Origin of the sequence: Rhizobium sp. 18055 (assembly GCF_902706285.1) — a bacterium.
In the GTDB taxonomy this organism is placed as follows: Bacteria; Pseudomonadota; Alphaproteobacteria; order Rhizobiales; family Rhizobiaceae; genus Rhizobium.
This window is the reverse complement of sequence record NZ_CACSKD010000006.1, coordinates 195458-216709: the sequence shown is the minus strand read 5'-3', so window position 1 is coordinate 216709 and position 21252 is coordinate 195458. Positions and strand designations below refer to the sequence as shown.

General features: G+C 60.9%; 20 protein-coding genes and 1 riboswitch. Of the genes, 9 read left to right on the top strand and 11 right to left on the bottom strand.

What is annotated here, in order from left to right; all coding sequences use genetic code 11:
- Position 1 precedes the first annotated feature (1 nt).
- From GVL52_RS13375 to epmA, 4 genes are all read right to left on the bottom strand, one after another.
- Positions 2–1183 carry an acyl-CoA dehydrogenase family protein gene (locus GVL52_RS13375; protein WP_160007796.1) on the bottom strand — a complete coding sequence of 394 codons (1182 nt, stop codon included), beginning with the start codon at positions 1181–1183 and terminating at the stop codon, positions 2–4.
- Entirely contained in the window at positions 1183–1434 is a 252-nt protein-coding gene (locus GVL52_RS13370; protein ID WP_160007794.1) for an acyl carrier protein, read from the bottom strand. The genes GVL52_RS13375 and GVL52_RS13370 overlap by 1 nt, the downstream gene beginning before the upstream one ends.
- A gap of 258 nt (positions 1435–1692) precedes the next feature.
- Positions 1693–2748, bottom strand: coding sequence for a lysine-2,3-aminomutase-like protein (locus GVL52_RS13365; protein ID WP_160007792.1), 1056 nt, complete (start codon positions 2746–2748; stop codon positions 1693–1695).
- On the bottom strand, positions 2745–3809 hold the full coding sequence (gene epmA / locus GVL52_RS13360) for an EF-P lysine aminoacylase EpmA (RefSeq protein ID WP_160007790.1): 1065 nt from the start codon (positions 3807–3809) through the stop codon (positions 2745–2747). The genes GVL52_RS13365 and epmA overlap by 4 nt, the downstream gene beginning before the upstream one ends.
- 151 nt (positions 3810–3960) lie before the next feature.
- On the opposite strand from epmA, the gene efp reads away from it, so the two are divergent.
- The gene (efp, locus tag GVL52_RS13355) at positions 3961–4530 is read left to right on the top strand and encodes an elongation factor P (RefSeq protein ID WP_160007788.1); all 570 of its coding nucleotides are present in this window, start codon (positions 3961–3963) and stop codon (positions 4528–4530) included.
- Between the two features lie 144 nt (positions 4531–4674).
- Here the strand turns inward: efp and GVL52_RS13350 are convergent, their stop codons facing one another.
- Together GVL52_RS13350 and GVL52_RS13345 are read right to left on the bottom strand one after the other, a co-directional pair.
- The gene (locus GVL52_RS13350; RefSeq protein ID WP_160007786.1) at positions 4675–4932 is read right to left on the bottom strand and encodes a YMGG-like glycine zipper-containing protein; all 258 of its coding nucleotides are present in this window, start codon (positions 4930–4932) and stop codon (positions 4675–4677) included.
- A 27-nt stretch (positions 4933–4959) separates the two neighbouring features.
- Positions 4960–5115 (bottom strand): DUF3309 family protein, encoded by a 156-nt coding sequence (locus tag GVL52_RS13345; RefSeq protein WP_160007785.1) that lies wholly within the window; start codon positions 5113–5115, stop codon positions 4960–4962.
- A 688-nt stretch (positions 5116–5803) separates the two neighbouring features.
- On the opposite strand from GVL52_RS13345, the gene GVL52_RS13340 reads away from it, so the two are divergent.
- The 5 genes from GVL52_RS13340 to GVL52_RS13320 all read left to right on the top strand — a co-directional run bounded on the left by GVL52_RS13340 (position 5804) and on the right by GVL52_RS13320 (position 12109).
- Positions 5804–8953, top strand: coding sequence for a helicase-related protein (locus tag GVL52_RS13340; RefSeq protein ID WP_160007783.1), 3150 nt, complete (start codon positions 5804–5806; stop codon positions 8951–8953).
- 3 nt (positions 8954–8956) lie between these two features.
- Positions 8957–9361, top strand: coding sequence for an RNA-binding S4 domain-containing protein (locus GVL52_RS13335; RefSeq protein ID WP_160007781.1), 405 nt, complete (start codon positions 8957–8959; stop codon positions 9359–9361).
- Positions 9362–9555: 194 nt separating this feature from the next.
- Entirely contained in the window at positions 9556–9894 is a 339-nt protein-coding gene (gene fdxA, locus GVL52_RS13330) for a ferredoxin FdxA (protein ID WP_160007779.1), read from the top strand.
- 396 nt (positions 9895–10290) lie between these two features.
- Entirely contained in the window at positions 10291–10866 is a 576-nt protein-coding gene (locus GVL52_RS13325) for a CarD family transcriptional regulator (RefSeq protein ID WP_160007777.1), read from the top strand.
- 379 nt (positions 10867–11245) lie between these two features.
- Positions 11246–12109: an RNA polymerase factor sigma-32 gene (locus tag GVL52_RS13320; protein ID WP_160007775.1), complete on the top strand. Its 864-nt coding sequence runs from the start codon at positions 11246–11248 to the stop codon at positions 12107–12109.
- Positions 12110–12189: 80 nt separating this feature from the next.
- Here the strand turns inward: GVL52_RS13320 and GVL52_RS13315 are convergent, their stop codons facing one another.
- From GVL52_RS13315 to GVL52_RS13295, 5 genes are all read right to left on the bottom strand, one after another.
- Entirely contained in the window at positions 12190–13734 is a 1545-nt protein-coding gene (locus GVL52_RS13315; RefSeq protein ID WP_160007773.1) for a M48 family metalloprotease, read from the bottom strand.
- 242 nt (positions 13735–13976) lie between these two features.
- On the bottom strand, positions 13977–14693 hold the full coding sequence (locus tag GVL52_RS13310) for an ATP-binding cassette domain-containing protein (protein ID WP_160007771.1): 717 nt from the start codon (positions 14691–14693) through the stop codon (positions 13977–13979).
- The gene (thiP, locus tag GVL52_RS13305) at positions 14686–16320 is read right to left on the bottom strand and encodes a thiamine/thiamine pyrophosphate ABC transporter permease ThiP (RefSeq protein WP_160007972.1); all 1635 of its coding nucleotides are present in this window, start codon (positions 16318–16320) and stop codon (positions 14686–14688) included. Before thiP ends, GVL52_RS13310 begins: the two co-directional genes overlap by 8 nt.
- The gene (thiB, locus tag GVL52_RS13300) at positions 16320–17342 is read right to left on the bottom strand and encodes a thiamine ABC transporter substrate binding subunit (protein WP_244619169.1); all 1023 of its coding nucleotides are present in this window, start codon (positions 17340–17342) and stop codon (positions 16320–16322) included. Before thiB ends, thiP begins: the two co-directional genes overlap by 1 nt.
- Positions 17343–17391: 49 nt before the next feature.
- A riboswitch (TPP riboswitch) is annotated at positions 17392–17507 on the bottom strand.
- 61 nt (positions 17508–17568) lie between these two features.
- On the bottom strand, positions 17569–19101 hold the full coding sequence (locus GVL52_RS13295) for an MDR family MFS transporter (protein ID WP_160007769.1): 1533 nt from the start codon (positions 19099–19101) through the stop codon (positions 17569–17571).
- 115 nt (positions 19102–19216) lie between these two features.
- Between GVL52_RS13295 and GVL52_RS13290 the strand changes: the two genes are divergently transcribed.
- The 3 genes from GVL52_RS13290 to GVL52_RS13280 all read left to right on the top strand — a co-directional run bounded on the left by GVL52_RS13290 (position 19217) and on the right by GVL52_RS13280 (position 21250).
- On the top strand, positions 19217–19753 hold the full coding sequence (locus tag GVL52_RS13290) for a MarR family winged helix-turn-helix transcriptional regulator (RefSeq protein WP_160007767.1): 537 nt from the start codon (positions 19217–19219) through the stop codon (positions 19751–19753).
- Between the two features lie 83 nt (positions 19754–19836).
- Entirely contained in the window at positions 19837–20517 is a 681-nt protein-coding gene (locus tag GVL52_RS13285) for an OmpW family protein (RefSeq protein WP_160007765.1), read from the top strand.
- 76 nt (positions 20518–20593) lie between these two features.
- Complete coding sequence (locus GVL52_RS13280; RefSeq protein WP_244619168.1) at positions 20594–21250, top strand: thiamine diphosphokinase; 657 nt, start codon at positions 20594–20596, stop codon at positions 21248–21250.
- Positions 21251–21252: the final 2 nt, after the last annotated feature.

The window sequence follows — 21252 nt, the reverse complement described above, 5'->3', positions numbered from 1 at the left end:
GTCACCCCAGAAGGCTAGTGTCCTGCTTGTGGACAAGGAGCATGCTCGACGTATTGCCAAGGATGCGGTCGTTGGAAATCATCAATTGTGCGGAATGCGCATCGCGCAGATGGCGGCCAAGGCTGAACGGCGTGCCGTTCTTGTAGCCCATGATGCCGCAGATCAGCATCGTGTGGTTGACGATCTCGAGGATCGTTTCCGACGATGCGATCTTGACGTTGTTCATCGCCACGGCAAAGCCCATCGACGACAGCTTGTCGGGATTGGCCTTGGCGTCTTCGTAGGCTTTGAGGCCGGCGACAACGTTCGACTTCACCATCTGCAGCAGGTTCGACACTTCGGCAAGGCGCAGCGCACCCGGAGGCGGCGCACCCGGCGACTTGCGGGCCGCGGCGCGCACGAAGGCCTGAGCCCGCGAGAATGCGTCGATGGCAATGCCGTACCACACGCCGCTCCACAGCAGATGCGAAGAGGCCAGCATCGACTGCGCGGCAATCTCGGCAAACGGTTTCGGCAGGATCTGTTCGGCCGGCGCTTCACCCTTGAACAGGAAGCCATCCGAGCAGGTGCCGCGCATGCCAAGCGTGTTCCAGGCATGCGTCTTTTCGAGCGTGTACTGATCCTTGAGGAACGCCGTCAGAACCTGGTCAGACGGTGCGGCCTCGGCATGGGCACGCGACGTGATCAGGATCGCATCGGCGTGCGCACCATAGGAAATCACCGTCGCATCCTTTTCGAGACGGCAAATGCCGCCATCGACCTCGACTGCGCAGATGCTGTTGCGAAGATTGCCGCCAATCCCGCCCTCGGTGGTCGCCGAGGCGATCAGCATCTGTTCGGCCGCAATGCGGCGCATGAAGTCGGCGTGCCACTGGCTGTCGGCGCCGTGTTCGACCAGGCTCGACAGCTTGATGTGGTGCATCGCAAAGACCATGGCGCTGGCAGCGCAGGCCTGGCCGAGCATCGAGCAGAGTTCGGCGATTTCGGTCGTGGTGGCGCTTTCGCCACCGAGACTGCGCGGGATCTGGATGCTGAGCAGGCGCTCGGCCTTCATCGCATCCACGGCTTCCCGCGGAAACCGGCCTTCAAAATCGACGGTGTCCGCATGTTTCGCCGCAATGGCGACAACGCGGGCAGCCCTTGCTGCAAAACTGTCTTCCGTGATTTTGACCGGGAAGTTCATTATGCGACCTTCCGGCTATCCTGGATCAGATCGACGGTCTTGGCGATGGCCGAGATGCTGGCAAAGGATTTGCGGTTGAGCAGATTGTCGGGAAATTCGATATCGAAGGCATCTTCGATGCCGAGCATCAGCTGAACCGATGCAAAGGATGTGAGCCCGACAGCGTAGAGATCAGCATCGTCGGCCACCTCGTCGATAGCCACTGGCAACTTGCCGAACTTGGCCAGCAGTCCACGGATTGTCGTATTCATCCTCACATCTCCAAGCTTGTCATAACCAGAGCGGGCGTTCATCGCCCTGTCTTGAAGACGCTTTTAAGGAGAAAAACCCAAAATTCCGCTAAAACACTTGGTTAAATCTAGCTCTGATTGAAATGTAAAAATTTATCTGCTTCGCGGCTGAAGTGCAGATAAGCAAGCCGTATCATGTGCTTGCAGGCGAATCTTGAACACTGGCCCGTTCGATTCTGGATCAGCTTCAGTGCTGAAATGATACGTCGTGTCTCCGTATCATGCGTCAGCAGGGGGATAGCTATGCTCTCCACCATTGTAGTCGGAAACCGAATAGCAACCTTCTCCCGTCTTGCGAATGGCATTCTCGCCGATTGCAGCTTTGCCATAACCGCCGGGAATATCAAGAATATAGGCCGGCTGGCACAATCCAGAGATACGGCCGCGCAGTGCCGCGACGATCGCCTGGCCTTCCTCGATCGACAACCGGAAATGGCTGGTGCCCGGTGCAAGATCGGGATGGTGCAGATAGTAGGGTTTCACCCGCGTCTCGACGAAAGCCTTCATCAGTTCGGCAAGAACTGCGGGATCGTCGTTGACACCCTTCAGCAGCACCGACTGGCTGACCATGACGATACCGGCATCGACAAGTCGGGCGCAGGCAGCGCGCGCCTCGTCTGTCAGTTCGCGCGGGTGATTGGCATGCAGCGCGACGTAGACCGTCTTGCCGCTCGCCTTCAGCGCACAGATCAAGGCTGCATCGACCTTCAGCGGATCGACGACAGGTACCCGGGTATGGAAGCGGACGATCTTGACGTGCTCGATACCGGCCAGCTGCTCCAGCATCTCGCGCAGGCGCCGTGGCGACAGCACCAGCGGATCGCCACCGGTCAGGATCACCTCCCAGATCTCGTCATGCGCCCTGATATAATCGAAAGCAGCGGCCATGGCGCCGGCATCGAGCGTCCCCAGCCCCTGCGGGCCGACCATTTCGCGGCGGAAGCAGAAGCGGCAATAGACGGGACAGACATGCACCGCCTTCAGCAGCACGCGATCAGGATAGCGATGGACGATGCCCTCGACCGGGCTATGCGCGTGGTCGCCGATCGGATCGGCACGCTCTTCCGGCGTGATGACAAGCTCGGCCGCGTCGGGCACGAACTGACGCGCGATCGGATCATTGGGATCATTGCGATCGATCAGTTTTGATATCGCAGGCGTCAACGCGATCGCATAACGCGCCGCAACGTCTTCGAGGCCATCCCGATCGCGATCGGAAACGAGCCCTGCATCGGCAAGGTCATCAACCGTCTTGATCGGCCGGACGACATTCACTGCCCATACTCCGCCACCGGGGCCCACAGCACCTGTTCGATCCGACGCGCGCCTGTTGCCAGCATCACCAGCCGGTCGAAACCGAGCGCGATACCGCTGGCGTCAGGCATGATCGCAAGCGCATCGAGCAGATCGTCGTCGATCGGATAGGTCTCGCCATAGATGCGCGCCTTTTCCGTCATTTCAATCTCGAAACGGCGGCGTTGTTCGACCGGATCGGTCAATTCGCCGAAACCATTGGCCAGCTCGACGCCGCAGGCATAGACCTCGAAACGCTCGGCAACACGCGGATCATTGGCGGAAGGCCGGGCAAGCGCTGCCTCCGACACCGGATATTCGTCAAGGATCGTGACACGCCCCATGCCGAGATGAGGTTCGATCTTCTCGACCAGCACCCGGCTGAACAGATCGGCCCATTGGTCATCGTCGGACACCCGCATGCCGACGCGCTGCATTTCCGTCGCCAGATGCTCGCGATCGGTCGAGCCGTCGGCGCTGACCGAGGCCAGCAGATCGATATCCGCATGGCGCCGGAAGGCCTCCGCCACGCTGACGCGCTCAGGTCCGGCAAACGGATCACAGACCATCTCCCGGTAGTTCAATGTCTCGGTCTTCGCCGTCTCGGCCGCCAGCGCCAGGATGCGGACGCAGTCCATCATCAGGCTCTCATAGCTTTCGCCGGTGCGATACCACTCCAGCATGGTGAACTCGGGATGATGCAGTGGCCCGCGCTCGCGGTTGCGGTAGACATGGGCGAAGCAGGCGATGCGCTCCTCGCCGGCCGCCAGCAGCTTCTTGCAGGCAAACTCCGGCGATGTATGCAGATAAAACGGAGCCGACTGCCCGTCAGTCGTCAGCGCTTTGGTCGCAAAGGCATGCAGATGCGCTTCGTTGCCGGGGGAGACCTGCAACGTCGCGGTATCGACCTCGATGAAGTCCTCGCGAGCGAAATAGCCGCGCAACGCCGCCTGGATCGCATTGCGTCCGATCAGGAACGGCCGGCGATCGGCGTGCACGCTGGGCGTCCACCATGGAGACACCTTTGCGATCGAAGGTTTCATCGAATGCTATCCTTACCGGATCAGCCAACGCGAGGGCTGGCTATTTGCCGGATTTTAGGTTAGTTGCGCCCCCAAAGAACACTTAATTGCGTCCCGCGGACCATTTCGACAGTCCTCTACGACGCCAAAAGCCGAGTTACAAGGAAGTCTTATGGTCAAGGTCATCGCCTCTTCTGTCCGCAAGGGCAACGTCCTCGAAGTGGACGGCAAGCTCTACGTCGTTCTGACGGCCAACAACTTTCACCCGGGCAAGGGGACGCCGGTCACCCAGGTCGACATGCGCCGCATCGTCGATGGCGTGAAGGTCGCCGAGCGTTGGCGCACCACGGAGCAGGTCGAGCGCGCCTTCGTGGAAGACGTCAACCACCAGTTCCTCTATGAAGATGGCGAAGGCTTCCACTTCATGAACCCGGAGAACTACGACCAGATCGTCGTTGACGCCGATACCATGGGCGACCAGAAGGCCTACCTTCAGGAAGGCATGACCTGCGTTCTGTCGATGTATGAAGGCAATGCACTGTCGATCCAGATGCCGCGCCACGTCACGCTCGAAATTTCCGAGACAGAGCCTGTTGTCAAGAACCAGACGGCATCCTCGTCCTACAAGCCGGCGATCCTCTCCAACGGCGTTCGCACGCTGGTTCCGCCGCATATCAATGCCGGCACCCGCGTTGTCATCGCCACCGAAGACAATTCCTACGTCGAGCGCGCCAAGGACTGATCGTCCTGCAATCGTTTTTCTGAAGAGGCCGTATCGTTCGCGATGCGGCCTTTTTGTTTGGCAACACCGGAAACCAAAACAAGAAAGGCGCCGGAAATCCGACGCCTTTCTTTCAGTCCGAGCCTGAAGCTTCAGGCAAATTCGTTAGCGGCAACGGGCTTCGTAGCGGCGACCGTAACGGTCACGATAGACGCAGTAGCCGCGGCGTTCGACCGACTGGCCGATGAGCGCGCCAGCGAGACCACCGGCAACCGCGCCGACTGCAGCGCCGCCCCAGCTGTTGCTGACAGCACCGCCGATGATAGCCCCGCTACCTGCGCCGATCGCCGTGCCCTGCTCTGTGGCGGTGCACGATGCCAGCGCGCCGACCAGGGCACCAATAAGTACAATCTTCTTCATCATGACATTTCTCCCAGGTTTTTCGGGCGCTTAGATCCGGCCCATGAGTACAAGAATGATAATAATGACGAGCACTAATCCCAAACCGCCCGAAGGTCCATAGCCCCATCCGCGACTATATCCCCAATTCGGCAGGGCTCCGAGCAAAAGTAGAATAAGGACGATAAGCAGTATTGTTCCAAGCATATTCCGTAACCTCAGCGCATTTCGAGTTTGAATGAGCGAGAAACACGTAAGCCGGCTTTTTGTTCCGCCGATATTTTCCAGGAGGACAATAATTCCTCTGCCGCACGCCGAACCGACGTCTTAACGACTGCCGAGCCGAATAGCCGGCAAAGCGCCCTTCGCCGCCTGTCCGTATGGTTAAGAAATCATTTAACAACAAGATGTTGGCGTGAACAAAGCGGGAAATCGCAGAGGTCGCTGATTCGGCCGCCTTTTGTTCCGGCTTTGATCGAACCGTTAACGCAGCCGATTTATTGCGGCGTCGGGGGAGCGCGCAGCCGCACTTCCATCACAGCGCAAACGACGCATCGCAAGCCCCCGCGAAAACATCGACACACGCAAAGCGCGAACATCGAGATTCAGCATCTGGTGGGAAAAAGTGATTCAAAATCAACACTTAGCCGTGAACAAACACTGAATCAGCCGGAGTCAGCGATTCGTCTCTGATTCGTTCCCTTGCTGTTCTGAATCGCTATGCGCGTATTCTGCAAGCTATTCGAGCAGCCGAAATTGGCCCACCAAATTCAAATCAGCCCTTGCGTTTGCACCACCGGCTGTCCATTTGTTGTCTGCTTCGGATCAGGAGCTTGGTTTACCCCCGGGGCACCCCCGCCCCGTCTGCAGGACAAAGACACTGACATCGCAGCCCATGATACTGAGCGGCCGCGGCGTGACCGCGGTGCTCGGACCGACCAATACAGGCAAGACCCACTACGCCATCGAGCGCATGGTTGCCCACGGTACCGGCGTCATCGGCCTGCCGCTGCGCCTTCTGGCGCGCGAAGTTTACACCCGCGTCGTCGAGAAGGTCGGGGTCAACAACGTTGCGCTGGTGACCGGCGAGGAAAAGATTTCCCCTCCCAAGGCGCGCTTTTCGGTCTGCACCGTCGAGGCGATGCCGCGCGAGACCAAGGCCGCCTTCGTCGCCATCGACGAGGTGCAGCTGGCCGGCGATCTCGAGCGCGGCCATATCTTCACCGATCGCATCCTGCATCTGCGTGGCCGCGACGAGACGTTGCTGCTGGGCGCCGGCACCATGCGGCCGATCCTGCAGCATCTGCTTCCCGGCATCACCGTCGTCGAGCGTCCACGGCTGTCGCACCTGCTTTACGCCGGCCAGAAGAAGATCATCCGCCTGCCGCAGCGCTCGGCCATCGTCGCGTTTTCCGCCGAAGAGGTCTATTCGATCGCCGAGCTGATCCGCCGCCAGCGCGGCGGTGCCGCCGTCGTGCTCGGCGCGCTGAGCCCGCGCACCCGCAATGCGCAGGTCGGGCTCTATCAATCAGGCGATGTCGAATATTTGGTGGCGACCGATGCGATCGGCATGGGCCTCAATCTCGATGTCGATCATGTCGCCTTCGCCCAGGACCGCAAGTTCGACGGCTATCAGTTCCGCAACCTCAATCCGTCCGAGCTCGCCCAGATCGCCGGCCGCGCCGGACGCCATCTGCGCGACGGCACCTTCGGCGTCACCGGCCATGTCGACCCCCTCGACGAGGAACTCGTGCAGCGCATCGAGGGCCACCACTTCGACCACGTCAAGGTTTTGCAGTGGCGCACGACAGACTTCGACTTCAAATCGATTCAATCCCTGCGCGCAAGCCTGGAGACCGCGCCGCGCGTCTCGGGATTGACGCGTGCTTTGCCCGCTGTCGATCAGCAGGCGCTCGAACAGCTGTCGCGCTATCCCGAGATCGTCGACCTTGCCGATACCCCGGCCAGGGTCGAAAAGCTCTGGGAAGCCTGCGCACTGCCGGATTATAGGCGCATTACCCCGGCACAACATGCCGATCTTATTGCCGCCCTCTTTTCCGATCTCGTGCGCTATGGCACGGTGAATGAGAATTTTCTTGCCGAGCAGGTACACCGTGCAGATCGAACGGACGGTGAGATTGACACTCTTTCGGCGCGAATCGCGCAGATAAGGACGTGGACCTATGTATCGAATCGGCCCAGTTGGCTTGCCGATCCGACACACTGGCAGGAAAAGACGCGGGAAATCGAAGATCGATTGTCCGATGCGTTACATGAAAGGTTGACGAAACGCTTTGTTGATCGCAGGACATCTGTGCTCATGAAGCGCCTGAGAGAGAATGCGATGCTGGAAGCTGAAATCAGTGTAAATGGCGATGTCTTTGTAGAAGGACATCATGTGGGGCAGTTGTCCGGTTTCCGGTTCACGCCTGTATCGGGAGCGGATGGTCCGGACGCCAAGGCGGTCCAGACTGCTTCGCAGAAGGCGCTTGCTTTGGAATTTGAAGCCCGTGCGGCGCGTATCCACGCGTCCGGCAATGGCGATCTGGCGATCGGTTCGGATGGTCTGATCCGCTGGATCGGCGATCCGGTGGCCCGCCTGTCGGGCACCGAGCACATCATGCGTCCGCGCGTGATCCTGCTGGCCGACGATAGCTTGAGCGGCAACGCGCGCGACCACGTCGCAGCCCGCGTCGAACGCTTTGTCAATCACCACATCAGCACGGTGCTGAAGCCGCTCGACGATCTGTCGCGCGCCGAAGACCTGCAGGGCCTGGCCAAGGGTCTGGCATTCCAGCTGGTGGAAAATCTGGGCGTGCTGTTCCGTCGCGACGTGACCGAGGAGGTCAAGTCGCTGGATCAGGATGCGCGCGCATCGATGCGCCGCTACGGCGTTCGTTTCGGCGCCTACCACATCTTCGTTCCCGCGCTTCTGAAGCCCGCTCCGGCCGAGCTCATCACGCTGCTTTGGGCGCTGAAGAATGACGGCCTCGACAAGCCGGGTTATGGCGACCTCATTCCGGTGCTGGCCGCCGGCCGCACCTCTGTTGTCACCGATCCGACCTATGAGCGCACCTTCTACAAGCTCGCCGGCTTCCGTTTCCTCGGCAAGCGTGCCGTGCGCGTCGATATCCTCGAGCGTCTGGCAGATATCATCCGTCCGCTGCTGCAGTGGAAGCCGGGTCAGCCGAACCGTCCCGAGGGCGCTTATGACGGTCGCCGTTTCACCACGACGACAGCCATGCTCTCCATCCTCGGCGCAACGCTCGAAGACATGGAAGAGATCCTCAAGGGTCTCGGCTATCGTGCAGACGCCGTGAAGGCCGAAGAGGCCTCGGCGCACCTTGCGACCCAGGATGCCTCCGCGGCACCTGTTGCTGCAACGGTTGACGTCGTCGCCGAAGAAGGCGTCGACAAGGCCGACCACGACGATGCCGACAGCGCCTCGTCGGAAGAAGCAACGACTGAGACGCCAGCCGTCGAAGCACCGACTGCCGAAGCGCCAGGCGCCGAGGCACCTGTGGCAGAAGCCGCGGCAACCGACGCAGCTGCGCCGGAAGCGGTCGCCGAAGCAACGCCGGTAGCCGATGCGGCAGAGGCTGAAGAGCCGAAGCCGGTGCTGCTGTGGCGCCTGGGTGGACGCACCGACAACAACAGCCAGCGCCAGGCGCGCGGCCATGGCGATCGCCGTGGTGGAGAGCGTCAGGGCCAGGGCCAGGAACGCGGTCAGGGTCAGGAACGTGGCGAACGCCAGGATCGCGGCCAGGGCAATCGTCGCCCGGGTGGCGAAGGTGCCGGCGACAACCGCGACAATCGCCCGAACCGCGGCAAGGACGGCGGCAAGCCGAACCAGGGCCGCAACGAGCAGCGCGGTGACCGCAATGACCGTGGTGGCGATCGCAAGGACCGCAACGACCGCAACAACAACCGTGGCGGCGCCCAGCCGCTGCGCTTCGAGGCAAAGCCGCCGCGCAAGGAAAAGCCGATCGATCCCGATTCGCCCTTCGCCAAGCTCGCTGCCTTGAAGGAGCAGATGAAGAAGTAGTCCATGAGCGGGGAGACACAGCCACCAAGCGGTCCGCGCCAGCGCATCGACAAATGGCTGTTCTTCACGCGCATGAGCAAGTCGCGCTCGCTGGCGCAAGGCCAGATCCAGACCGGCCATGTCCGCATCAACGGCGAGCGCGTCAATCAGCCCAGCCATCAGATCAAACCCGGCGACAAGGTCGAGCTCTCGCTCGACCGCCGGGAGATCGTGCTGATCGTCAAATCCGGCGGCCACAGGCGCGGGCCTTTCGAGGAAGCGCGCCTCCTCTATGACGACATCAGCCCGACCGCCGAAGACAGGAAGCGCCTGACGCCCTACGAGCAGGCGACGCGCGAATCCGGCGCCGGACGGCCGACGAAAAAAGAGCGTCGCGCCATCGACAGGCTGATGTCCGACGAGGATTAGAAAACTGTCTCTCATCGACCGGCTTTTGCGATAGGTTTATTCTTGAATTTCGGCGCCAAAGCCGATACTTCACAAGCAACTTGCCGGATGGCATAGCGGTTCCCAAGACCGATCATGTCCTTTCACCGGCTAGGGGAAAGGCGCGACGTTCCAGGTTGCCCGGCCCCGGATGCGTAAAAATCCTGGAGTTCTTCATGACCTACGTCGTGACCGACAATTGCATTCGCTGCAAATATACCGACTGCGTTGAAGTCTGCCCTGTCGATTGCTTTTATGAAGGCGAGAACTTTCTCGTCATTCATCCCGACGAATGCATCGATTGCGGCGTTTGCGAACCCGAATGTCCTGCCGAGGCGATCAAGCCGGACACGGAACCGGGCCTCGACAAGTGGCTGAAGGTCAATGCCGAATATGCCAGCATGTGGCCTAACATCACCGTCAAGAAGGACGCGATGGATGGGGCCAAGGAAATGGATGGCGAGACCGGAAAGTTCGACAAGTACTTTTCCGAAAAGCCCGGCGCAGGCGACTGATCCTGCCCTGAGACTATAGTCGTAGCGCATGCCGAAATCCGGCCTATGAGGCGCCAGATCTGCGTGAGTCATATGGGCGACTTGTGTTGCCCGCATGACTCACACGCAGTAAATTATTGATTTCCTCATATTTTTGTGGTAACTTTCCCACACTGATCCTTTTGCGGCACCGTGAATGCCCCAAACCACCACGAAAGCAACTAAATCCAAGCGCGATTTCCGTGACGTTTCAATATCTTGAGCAGTCAAGGTCCTAAAATCGCGCGTCTGACCATGCTTGCTTCGCCCCGGTGGGACCAGAAGTAAAGTCACCCGACGGATCCGACCGTCTCATCCGGGCCTGACTGACCCGGCTCCGGCGCCTGCCGGCAGCGTAACAGGGAGTTTTTGACAAGAATGACGATCCAGCAGAAAAAGCCTTCAGCAGCACGCCATGGTTTCAAGACCGGTGAATCGATCGTGTACCCCGCTCATGGCGTCGGTACCATCAGCACCATCGAAGAGCAAGAAGTCGCCGGCATGAAGCTCGAACTTTTCGTAATCGATTTCGAAAAGGATAAAATGCGTCTGAAAGTGCCGGTCGGTAAGGCCATGAGCATTGGCATGCGCAAGCTTTCAGAGGCGGATTTCGTCGAGCGTGCATTGAAGGTTGTGCAAGGCAAGGCGCGCGTCAAGCGCACCATGTGGTCCCGCCGCGCGCAGGAATACGATGCGAAGATCAACTCCGGCGATCTGATCTCGATCGCTGAAGTGGTTCGCGATCTCTACCGTGCCGAAAATCAGCCTGAGCAGTCCTACTCCGAACGCCAGCTTTACGAAGCCGCACTTGACCGCATGGCACGCGAAATCGCCGCCGTGAACAAGCTGTCGGAAACGGAAGCTGTCCGCCTCGTCGAAACGAACCTGAACAAGGGTCCGAAGCGCGGCAAGGCGATTGAAGAAGACGAAGCCCAGGAAGAAGAAGCGGCCTGATTTCAGGCCTCTCTGCCTCCTAAAAAACCCGGCCTCGAGCCGGGTTTTTTATTGGAACTTTTTTAGAGCTCGCACGTTTTCTAATTGTCAGTGCGGACTTCTACGGGAAAGCAATTTCGCTAGAGGTCTGTTTTCATGCCAACATTCGACGAGGAGCGGATCATGCCTTCCACAACTTGCCAACGCGGCAAAGGAACGAAAATGATCTGGCCCCACTGCATGACCAAGACCTAGCAGTAAATAGGGCCTCCTTCTGAAACGTCCAGAGTTCGAGGTCATCATATCTTCAAGCCATGAAATTTGATCCGGTCAGCGATGTCCGGAAGCAAGCATTGTTTGCCCTTTTTCGGGGCTGAAAGCCTGAGCCCAGGAGACCGATATGAAGAATATGTCTGCAGACCGTCGCATGATCAAGATCGCCATGGCGGCTCCCTATCTTGCTCGTGAAGAAGAACATGATCTGGCCGTTCGCTGGAAGCACAACGAAGACCGTGGTGCCCGCAACCAGATCGCCATGGCCCATATGCGCCTCGTTATCTCGATGGCCGCCAAATTCCGCAACTTCGGACTGCCGATGAGCGACCTCGTGCAGGAAGGCTATGTCGGCCTGCTGGAGGCTGCAGCGCGCTTCGAGCCGGAGCGTGACGTGCGTTTCTCCACCTATGCCAGCTGGTGGATCCGCGCGTCCATCCAGGATTACATCCTGCGCAACTGGTCGATCGTTCGCGGCGGCACGAGCTCTGCGCAGAAGGCGCTGTTCTTCAACCTCCGCCGCCTGCGCGCCAAGCTTGCGAAGGGCGACAGCCAGCTCACGCTGCAATCCATTCACCAGGAAATCGCCGCCGCTCTCGGCGTCAGCCTGAATGACGTGCAGACGATGGATGCACGTCTCTCCGGCAACGACGCCTCGCTGCAGGCACCTTCGGTGTCGGGCGATGCCGACAGTGCCGAGAAGATGGATTTCCTCGTCAGCAACGAGCCGCTGCCGGATGAACAGGTCACCAACATGATCGATGGCGAGCGCCGCCGCGTCTGGCTGGCCTCTGCACTCACCCATCTCAACGAACGCGAGATGAAGATCATCAGCGCCCGCCGTCTGGCTGAAGACGGCGCGACGCTGGAAGAGCTCGGCACCGACCTTGGCATCTCCAAGGAACGTGTCCGCCAGATCGAAAGCCGCGCCATGGAAAAGCTCCGGGCCGCGCTGGTCAGCGCCGATCCCTACATGGGCGTATCGAACTGACCGAGAGATTACTCCCCCCAGCGATGGGGCGCAGTGATGTGAAGCAGCGACGTGACTGGCCCGGCGAAAGCCGGGCCTTTTTATTCGGAGATGATTTTCACCCGGTCACCGGGAGAGACCGAGGCGCCTGTCGGCAGCGCATTGATCAGCTTGAACAGATCGAGCTTGCGATCCGTCCCCATCATCCGCGCCGCAAGCGTGGTGATGTTGTCGCCCGGCTGCACCGTCAACACCCGGACCCGCAGCGGCTTCAAGGATGCCGCCTCGGCCGGTGTCATGCGACGAAAGCTTGACCGCAGCACGTCGGCCGTCGTTTGCAGCGCCGCACTGCCCTTCGGCACAGCCGTGAGGAAGCGGAAGATCTGCGAATTGTTGCGTACCACCGTCACGTCGAAATCCCAGCGATCGGCGCTTGCGCGTGCGGTGGCAGCTTCCATGCCGTTCACCGTGATCTGCCGGATGGTCGATGGATCGAGCCCGGTGACCCAGCCACTGGAGATGTAATTGGTCAAAGACTGGTTCTGATTGTCGGCCACGCCATCAAAGCGGATTGCCACATCGCCGGGGCCGGTCGCCATGACCGCTTCGACCTTGTTATCGATCTTGAAATCCGGTGGCACGTCGAAACGGATGCCGAGGCCGCCATGCAGGAAGGTCTGGCCACGGACATAGCCCTCTTCCGGGCTGTCGCCATAGAGCAGCCCATCGATGCCGTCGAGATAGTAGCCGCGGCCGGTATCGCCGACCTTGCCCTCCTGGCCGAAGGCGCGCGCATGATCGCGCGCAAGCTCGATGCGCTGCGCCGAGTTCGGGTGGCTGGACAAGAAGTCGAGGCTCTGGTCGGCATCGGGATCGACGGACATGAAGCGGCTATAACCGGCCATCGAATCCAGGAACCGTCCGGCCGCATAGGGATCGTAGCCGGCCTCGCCCAGCATGCGCACGCCGATCACGTCGGCTTGCAGCTCCTGCTGCCGCGAAAACGCCGCGAGCCTCAGCTTGCCCCGCGCCAGCGCCTGCTTGCCGGCAATATCGCTGGACAGCACTTCGGCGACGACGCGGCTGGCAATCACCTCCGCCTCTTCGCGCTTCTGCCGCTCGATCCCATGATTGGCGGTGACGTGGCCCATCTCGTGCGACAGCACCGCTGCCACTTCGGACGCATCATTGGCAAGCGCCAGCAGACCGCGCGTCACATAGAGATAGCCGCCCGGCAGCGCAAAGGCATTGATCGCCGGCGAATTGAGGATAGTGATGCGATAGGACTGGCTCGGGTTTTCCGACACTGCCGTCAGCGCGCCGGCAATGCGGGCCACCAGCCGCTCGGTCTTCGCATCCTTGTACTCGCCGCCGTAGCTGGCAACGATGCGCGGATGCTCGCGCGCGCCCATGGCCGCACGCGGATCGTTCTTCTGGACCTCATCGACAATCTGCGGATTGGAGGACGGTCCGACACTTGGCTGATAGGATTGTTCCAGCGCCGACTGACAGCCGTAAAGCGCAACGCTTGCGGCAGAGACGATCGACGCCCTTCGTGCCCAACGGCACGCTGCGAAGAACACATCACTGGAAGGCGCGGTCATTTTCCACGTCGTCATACGGTCCAGTCTGGCTCTCCGAGTCATCGTGCTTCTCGGCCGGCTCGCTGTCATCGCGTCCCGGTCGTCTTCATTAGGGTTCAACAGGCGTCTGTCCCCGTTTCTGCAGTGCACAAATCGAGGACCCAAGTCTTTGCTGTAGCTGATTTCCGCATCGGTTGCATAGCGAGACTCTGCCTAAATATGGCGCCTTTGTACTTTAGCAAGCCTAACGTGGTTAAGGAGTTCTTTGGGTCGGACGAAATTATGGCGAAAGTGCCGTTGCCTTGTTAAGATTCGTCAATCCGTAGAAATTGACGCAGTGCAGGATGGTCCTCGCCGGTCGAGAACCGGTCGATCGGCGCCGCAACGGCAATTCGACCCTGGTCGATGAAAATTGCATAGTCGGCGATGCGACGGACCTCTTCCGGGTCGTGCGAAACGATCACCACAGTATTGCCGCTGTCGCGATGCATTGCGATCAGCAGCGCTGCCATTTCGCTGCGCAGGCCCGGATCGAGCGCCGCAAACGGCTCGTCGAGCAGCAGCACCGGCCGCCTGCGCACCAGTGCCCGGGCGAAGGCAACCCGCTGCCGCTCGCCACCGGAAAGCGTTGCCGGCATGCGGCGTTCGAAGCCGGCCAGACCGACCTTCTCGAGCGCCGCTTCGATCGCCAGCCGGTCGCTCGACGAAAGCTTCAGCGCCGGATGCACGCCGAGCCCGATATTGGTGAACACGTCGAGATGGGCAAACAGGTTGTTGTCCTGGAACACCAGCGACACCGGCCGCTCCGATGGGTGCTGATCACCGACATCCTTGCCCCCGATCAGGATCCGCCCCCGCGTGGCCGTGTCGAAACCGGCCAGCAGATTGAGAAACGTCGATTTTCCGGCACCCGACGCCCCGGTGACCGCGATGATGGCGCCGGCCGGCAGCCGGCAATCGAAGACGAAATCATGTCGGCCGAGGCGCAGGCCGACATTGTGCATCTCGATAGCCTCAGTCATTCGAAGCAGCCTCCTGCCGGGGCTCGCCCATCGTCCCTGATATCGTCAGCAGCAGGCAGATGACACCGAGGATCAGCGCCAGTCCGTCGGCATCATTGGTCCGGTAACTGCCGAGGCTGGAATAGACCAGCCACGGCAAGGTCACGAAACTATCCGAACCGAACAGCGCCACCGCCCCGAGATCGCCAAGCGACAGCGCCATCGCAAAGGACAGCGCCGTCAGCAGCGGCTTGCGCAGCCCTGGCCAGGCGACGAAGCGCAAACGGGCAATCCCTGAGATGCCGAGACTGGCGCTCAGCCGCTGCGTGCGCCGCTGGTGGATGCCATAGGCCGGTTCCAGCACCCGCATGACGAACGGCAGCGCCATCAGCGCGTTGATCGCAACGACCAGAACGGGGGCGACCACGCCGACGTCGCCAAAATTCCGCGCCGCCAGAAACCAGCCGGTCGCCAGCACGATCGGCGGCACCAGCAGAACCAGCGAGGAAGCGGCGCCCATGCCGCCGAAGAACGCGAGAGCGCTTGTGCCATTTACGCCGGTGACCGACATCGCATGGCGCGCGCGCACCAAGGGTGCCGAAAGCGAAAGCGACAGGACCGCAGACGAGATCGACATCGCCGCACTGGTCGCAAGCGCACGCAAGAAGATCGGCTCGCTGACCAGCTTCAGCAGATCGGCACGCAAGCCCGCAATGACGACCGCCATCAGCGGGAGGCCGAGAAACAGCACAGTCACCAACAGCAAGCCGCCATCGGTAATCCGGATGCCGAAAAATGCCCCATCGGGCCGCCTGAGCGTCCTGCCTGATGTCAGCCCGTCATCGCCGGTGGCAGGCAAAAGCGCCAGCACGCCGAGCACCACGGCCGTCAGCACGATCTGCAGCAGCGACAGCACCACCGCCCGGCCGGGATCGAAATCGAAACGCAGCGACTGGTAGATCGCCACCTCGATGGTGGTCGCAGCGGGGCCGCCACCAAGCATCAGCACCAGCGTGAAGCTGGTGGCGCAGAGCATGAAGATCAGCCCGGCAATGCCGGGAATGATCGAGCGCAGCACCGGCCATTCGATGAAACGAAAGATCGACAAAGGCCGCATGCCGAGACCGCTGGCCACAAGCCAGTATTCGCCCGGCACCCGCTCGAGTGCCGCCAGCATCAGCCGGCAGGCGAGCGGCAGGTTGAAGAACACATGCGCCAGCAGGATACCGGAGAGACCATAGATGCTGACCGGCTCTGCCATCCCCACACCAGCAAGCAACGAGTTGACGATGCCCTGCCGGCCCCAGATGCCGATCAGCCCGAGCGCCCCGATCAGCACCGGCAGCCCCATCGGCACCGCCATCAACCGAATGATCCAGATCCGGCCGGGAAACCGCGGCTGCCGCGCCAGCGCCTGCGCGATCGGGATGGCGAGCAGGATCGACAACAGCGTCGAAAGCGAGGCCTGCAGCAGCGTGAAGCGCAACACGCGCAGAATGTAAGGCTCGAACAGCGTCGATGTCAGCGACATCTCGCCGGTCGAGATCAGCAGCGAAAGCGTTGCGACGGCCACAAAGACGGCGATGGCGGCGAGGCTGAGCGCCCCGCCGGCCAGTGAAAATCGCCTCTCCGACAGCGTCAGCAGCATCAGTTCATGCTCATCGCCGCAAGCCACTCGTCAATCCAGGCCTTGCGGTTCCTGGCCACCTCGTCCGGGCTCATCAGGAAGGTCTTCGCCGGATTGACCAGCTTTCCGAAAGCATCCGGCAAGGGTTCCGACGTGGTGGCCACCGGCATCATCCAGTTGTTGGTCGGGATCGTGTCCTGGAAGCCCGTCGTCACCATGAACTTCAGGAAATCCTGGGCGAGCGCCTTGTCGGGCGCGTTCTTCAAGAGCCCGGCCACCTCGATCTGGATGTAATGCCCCTCGGAAAACGCGGCTGCCTGATAGCGATCGGTATTTTCCGAGACCATGTGATAGGCAGGCGATGTCGTATAGGACAGCACCATCGGCGCCTCGCCCTTGGTGAACAGGCCATAGGCTTCCGACCAGCCGGGCGTCACCGTCAGCACGCGCCCCTTGAGCGTCGCCCATGCCTCCGGCGCCTTGTCGCCATAGACCGACTTCACCCAGAGCAGCAGCCCGAGCCCCGGCGTCGAGGTGCGCGGATCCTCGATGACGATCTTCTGCTTCGGATCGCCCTCGACCAGATCCTTGAGGCTCGTCGGTGGGGTCTTGACCGTCTGCGTGTCGTAGACTACGGCGAAATGGCCGTAGTCGTAGGGCACGAACACATCGTCCTTGAAATCGCCCGGCACCTTCAGGCCACTCGTATCGACGCCACTGGCATCGAACAGGCCGGTCGCCTTGGCTTCGGTGATCAGGTTGGTGTCGAGCCCGAGCACCACATCGGCCTTGGTGCCGGCGCCCTCGAGCTTGAGGCGCGACAGCAGCGCCACGCCATCGGCAACACTGACGAAATTCACCGTGCAGCCACAGGTCTTCTCGAACGCCGCCTTCACCTTGGGACCGGGACCCCATTCGGAGGTGAAGCTCTCATAGGTGTAGATGGTCAGCGTCTTGTCGGCAGCGTCGGCGATCGTCGCGCCCAGCGCGGAAAAAGCCGCAAGGGCAGCAACGAACGACGCAGGGATTTTGAATGGATTCATGACACCTCTCCTCTAGGTTCAAATTGAAGGGGAAAAGGGCGGTGCCAGAAGATGTCACGCGTCTAATCCCTCCGCCGGTGTTAGCCGGATCAGGTTCCGCGGGTTAGCTTTTGCAAGCCTCTCAGCCAAGCATCCTGCGGACACGAGGCACCCCGTTAGAGCGTCGAAAGATGTATCTCTGTCGCCGGCGTCTGGCAAGAGCCCGCCGCCGGCGACATTAGCCAGTTTATTCGGCCGCTTCCGCAGCTGGTTTTACGGTCGATGGCTCGGCGCGTGGCAACTGCACCGGCTTCAGCGACAGCGCTGCCATCAGTCCGATCAGCGCGATGCAGCACGATGTCATGAACAGCGGTACGAAGGCGCTGGCATAGGCCTCCGCCACGGCGTGCCGCGCAGCCTCCGGCAAGGCTGCCATCATCTTCGGCGTCAGCTGCTCGATATCCGCCACCCCGGGGATCGACGAGCCGACCCGTGAGAGCTGCGAACCGATGATCGCGCCGTAGATGGAAATCGCGATCGATGCGCCCCCCATCCGCGACAGCGTCACAGACCCTGTTGCCGCACCAAGATCGCGGGCTGGCGCCGCGTTCTGGACGCCGATGATCGGCACCTGCTGCGCCAGCCCGATACCGAGACCTTGCAGCGTCATCACCGCACCGATGAAGACGATCGGCGTGCCCGCATGGAACTGCGACAGCAGCGCGAAAGCGATAGCGTTGCAGCTAAGGCTGGCAACGGCAAACGGCTTGTAGCGCCCGGTCACCGAAATGATCCGGCCAGCCGTCATCGATCCGCACATCAGGCCGCCGGTCAAGAGGATGAAGAACAGGCCTGCTGCGGAGGGCGACAGCCCGGTCGTCGTCTGCAGGAAAAGCGCAAAATAATTGACCATGCCGATGGCGATGCCGCCGCTCATGACCGACATCAGCAGCAACAGGCTGAAGGTCGAATTGCCAAACAGCGACAGCGGGATGATCGGCTCGACGGCCCTCCGTTCAACGAAGATCCAAGAAACCAGGCAAACGACGCCGGCAGCGATGATCGCCAGATTTTCCGGCGCGACGAGCGAACCGAATACCTGCGCGCCATCGGCAGACAGCACGATGCTGGTGGTCGTCAGCGCCAGCAGGATGGCACCGGCATAGTCGATCTTCGGCCGGCGGTTCGGCTTGCGGTAGGGAAGCATGAAGGCCAGCCCGCCGAGCACGATCATGCCGATCGGGATATTGACGAGAAAGATCGAGCGCCAGCCGAACAGATCGCTCATCGTGCCGCCAAGCACCGGCCCGATGGCGCCAGACGCCATCAGCACGAGGCTGACATAGCTCTGGTACTTGGCCCGCTCGCGCGGCTCGAACAGATCGGCAGTGACCGCGAAGATCGACACCATGATGCCGCCGCCGCCAAGCCCCTGCAGCAGGCGGGCTGCAATCAGCGTGTTCATCGACACCGCCAGCCCGCAAACAGCCGAGCCGATCGTGAAGATCAGGATCGCCGCCATCATCACATATTTGCGTCCGAACAGATCGCCCAGCTTGCCGTAAACGGGCATGACCGCGCTCACCGCCAGAAGATAGGCAGAGCCGATCCAGCTGAAGCGCTCGAGATGGCCGAACTCTCCGACGATGGTCGGCAGCGCCGTGGCAACGATCTGGTTGTCCAGCATCGCCATGAACATCGCGGTCATCAGGAAGAGAAAGAGAATGAGCCGGCGACGGGGATCGGTCACCAGCGGCTGGGCAGCAATTTGCACGTTCATCGAATGATCTTTCAGGTTTCGGCAAATTTATGTGCCTTTAGCATATAAATGTCAATGTCACATAAATGACATCGGCATATTTTCTTCGGCAGCACTTGCTGCTATTCTGCGCGGCATGAGTGACACCCTGAAAAAATCTCCTGAGCCTGATGCGACGATCGAGGACATCGTCCATATCGGACAGAGCATGGGCCGCATGCGCATGATCACCGGGCGGCGGCTGATTGCCCGCCTTGCCATTGCCAAGGTGGCGCCGGAGCTCGAACTCTCGCATCTCGACGTGCTGGATGCGGTCATGCGCGCGGCAGACCAGGGAGAGGTCACCGTTGGCACGATTGCAGAAGCGATGCGCATCGATCCCTCGCGGGCAAGCCGGGTGGTCGCCGACATGGTCGGCAGGAACGTTCTGGAGCGCGCCGCCTCGCAGCAGGACGCGCGGCGAATTCTCGTGGTCGTCACCCCGTTCGGCCAGCGCTTGCTGGAAGAATTGAAAGCGCAGAAGCTCGCCATCATCAAGGATATCGTCGGCGACTGGTCAACCGAAGAAGCGGCGGCTTTTGCCGGACTGTTCGACAAGTTCATGACCGGCTTCGAGCGGGTGTTTGACATGCGCGACAAAAATCTGCCACACGCACCGAGCCCTTCAAAATAACGCGCATGGATTGATCTGAATCAATCAGGCCGCCGGCGTCATTTCCTAAACCTCTCCGGGACATACAATTCAGGAGAGAATCAATGAAGCGCCGCCCATCCAAACTCAAAGGCATGTTTGCAGCCGCAGTTCTGGTCGCAGCAGCACATCCGGCCTTGTCGGCGGATCTGACACCGCCGACCGCGGCACAAGAGGCGACGCAGAGCCAGAGCCCCTGGATGATCCGTTTGCGCGCACTCGGCGTCATCACCCAGGATTCCGGATATGTCGGCGGCGTTGCAGGATCTGACCTGTCTTACTCCGATACCGTCATCCCCGAGTTCGACGTCACATATTTCTTCACCAAGAACATCGCAGCAGAACTGGTTCTCGGAACGACATTCGCCAACGTCAACGGTGAAGGCTCGATCGAGAGCCTCGGCAAGATCGGCAAGACCTGGCTGCTGCCACCGACGGTGACATTGCAGTATCATTTCACCGATTTCGGCAAATTCCAGCCTTATGTCGGCGCCGGCATCAACTACACGATTTTCTACAACGAGCAGGGCAAGAGCGCCCAAAGCCTTGATATCAAGAACACATTCGGCGTCGCCCTGCAGGCCGGCTTCGACTATATGCTCGACGACCACTGGGGCGTGAACGTCGATGTGAAGAAGATCTTCCTGCGTCCCGATTTCGACGTGAATGTTGGCGGAACCGAGATGTCGGGCAAGGCAAAGCTCGATCCCTGGCTGATCGGCGCCGGCGTAACCTACCGCTTCTAGACATAAAGACCTGCAAGGGCGCGGACAAAGCCATGTCTGCGCCCTTTCCCTTGCCCCCCGCTTTGCGCTATGGGCAATGCCCATGAGCCAATCCACCTTCACCATCCTGCTCGGCGGCGAGCTTCGACTGACGGAGCGCCTTCGGGCAGCAGTCTCCGGCAGCCGTTTCATCGCAGCCGACGGCGGCATGCGGCACGCCGCAGCCCTCGGCGTCACGCCGGAGGTTTGGGTTGGCGATTTCGATTCCACGCCCGGCGATCTGGCCGATGCCTTTTCATCCGTCGCCAGAAAACCCTATCCCGCAGCCAAGGCCGCCACCGACGGCGAGATCGCCGTTTCCGAAGCCATCGCCCGTGGCGCCAACCGGCTGATCCTGGCCGGCGCACTTGCCGGCGAACGCTCCGACCATGCGCTGCAGCATCTGCTTTACGCCGTCAGCCTGGCGGAATCGGGCCTCGACGTGCTGCTCACATCCGGCAGCGAAGAGGCTGTGCCGCTGATCCCAGGTTCGGTCACTCTCGACCTGCCGCAGAACAGTCTGTTTTCCGTCGCTGCCTTCAGCGAACTACACGGGCTATCCCTCGAAAACGCCCGCTACCCGCTTACCGATTTTCATTTGCCGTTCGGCTCGTCGCGCACCATTTCCAATGTCGCGGAAGGCAGCGTGCGCTTTTCCCTTCAAAGTGGCCGCGCCGTCGTGCTCGCCCGCCCTTACGATCTTTCCGGAGTCTGACT

Coding starts and splice junctions, on each gene's coding strand:
- GVL52_RS13375 (WP_160007796.1), bottom strand. CDS start 1,183: ATGAACTTCCCGGTCAAAATCACGGAAGACAGTTTTGCAGCAAGGGCT.
- epmA (WP_160007790.1), bottom strand. CDS start 3,809: ATGAAACCTTCGATCGCAAAGGTGTCTCCATGGTGGACGCCCAGCGTG.
- thiB (WP_244619169.1), bottom strand. CDS start 17,342: ATGAATCCATTCAAAATCCCTGCGTCGTTCGTTGCTGCCCTTGCGGCT.
- GVL52_RS13310 (WP_160007771.1), bottom strand. CDS start 14,693: ATGACTGAGGCTATCGAGATGCACAATGTCGGCCTGCGCCTCGGCCGA.
- GVL52_RS13335 (WP_160007781.1), top strand. CDS start 8,957: ATGAGCGGGGAGACACAGCCACCAAGCGGTCCGCGCCAGCGCATCGAC.
- GVL52_RS13320 (WP_160007775.1), top strand. CDS start 11,246: ATGAAGAATATGTCTGCAGACCGTCGCATGATCAAGATCGCCATGGCG.
- thiP (WP_160007972.1), bottom strand. CDS start 16,320: ATGCTGCTGACGCTGTCGGAGAGGCGATTTTCACTGGCCGGCGGGGCG.
- GVL52_RS13370 (WP_160007794.1), bottom strand. CDS start 1,434: ATGAATACGACAATCCGTGGACTGCTGGCCAAGTTCGGCAAGTTGCCA.
- efp (WP_160007788.1), top strand. CDS start 3,961: ATGGTCAAGGTCATCGCCTCTTCTGTCCGCAAGGGCAACGTCCTCGAA.
- GVL52_RS13345 (WP_160007785.1), bottom strand. CDS start 5,115: ATGCTTGGAACAATACTGCTTATCGTCCTTATTCTACTTTTGCTCGGA.
- GVL52_RS13350 (WP_160007786.1), bottom strand. CDS start 4,932: ATGATGAAGAAGATTGTACTTATTGGTGCCCTGGTCGGCGCGCTGGCA.
- fdxA (WP_160007779.1), top strand. CDS start 9,556: ATGACCTACGTCGTGACCGACAATTGCATTCGCTGCAAATATACCGAC.
- GVL52_RS13315 (WP_160007773.1), bottom strand. CDS start 13,734: ATGACTCGGAGAGCCAGACTGGACCGTATGACGACGTGGAAAATGACC.
- GVL52_RS13285 (WP_160007765.1), top strand. CDS start 19,837: ATGAAGCGCCGCCCATCCAAACTCAAAGGCATGTTTGCAGCCGCAGTT.
- GVL52_RS13340 (WP_160007783.1), top strand. CDS start 5,804: ATGATACTGAGCGGCCGCGGCGTGACCGCGGTGCTCGGACCGACCAAT.
- GVL52_RS13325 (WP_160007777.1), top strand. CDS start 10,291: ATGACGATCCAGCAGAAAAAGCCTTCAGCAGCACGCCATGGTTTCAAG.
- GVL52_RS13280 (WP_244619168.1), top strand. CDS start 20,594: ATGCCCATGAGCCAATCCACCTTCACCATCCTGCTCGGCGGCGAGCTT.
- GVL52_RS13295 (WP_160007769.1), bottom strand. CDS start 19,101: ATGAACGTGCAAATTGCTGCCCAGCCGCTGGTGACCGATCCCCGTCGC.
- GVL52_RS13290 (WP_160007767.1), top strand. CDS start 19,217: ATGAGTGACACCCTGAAAAAATCTCCTGAGCCTGATGCGACGATCGAG.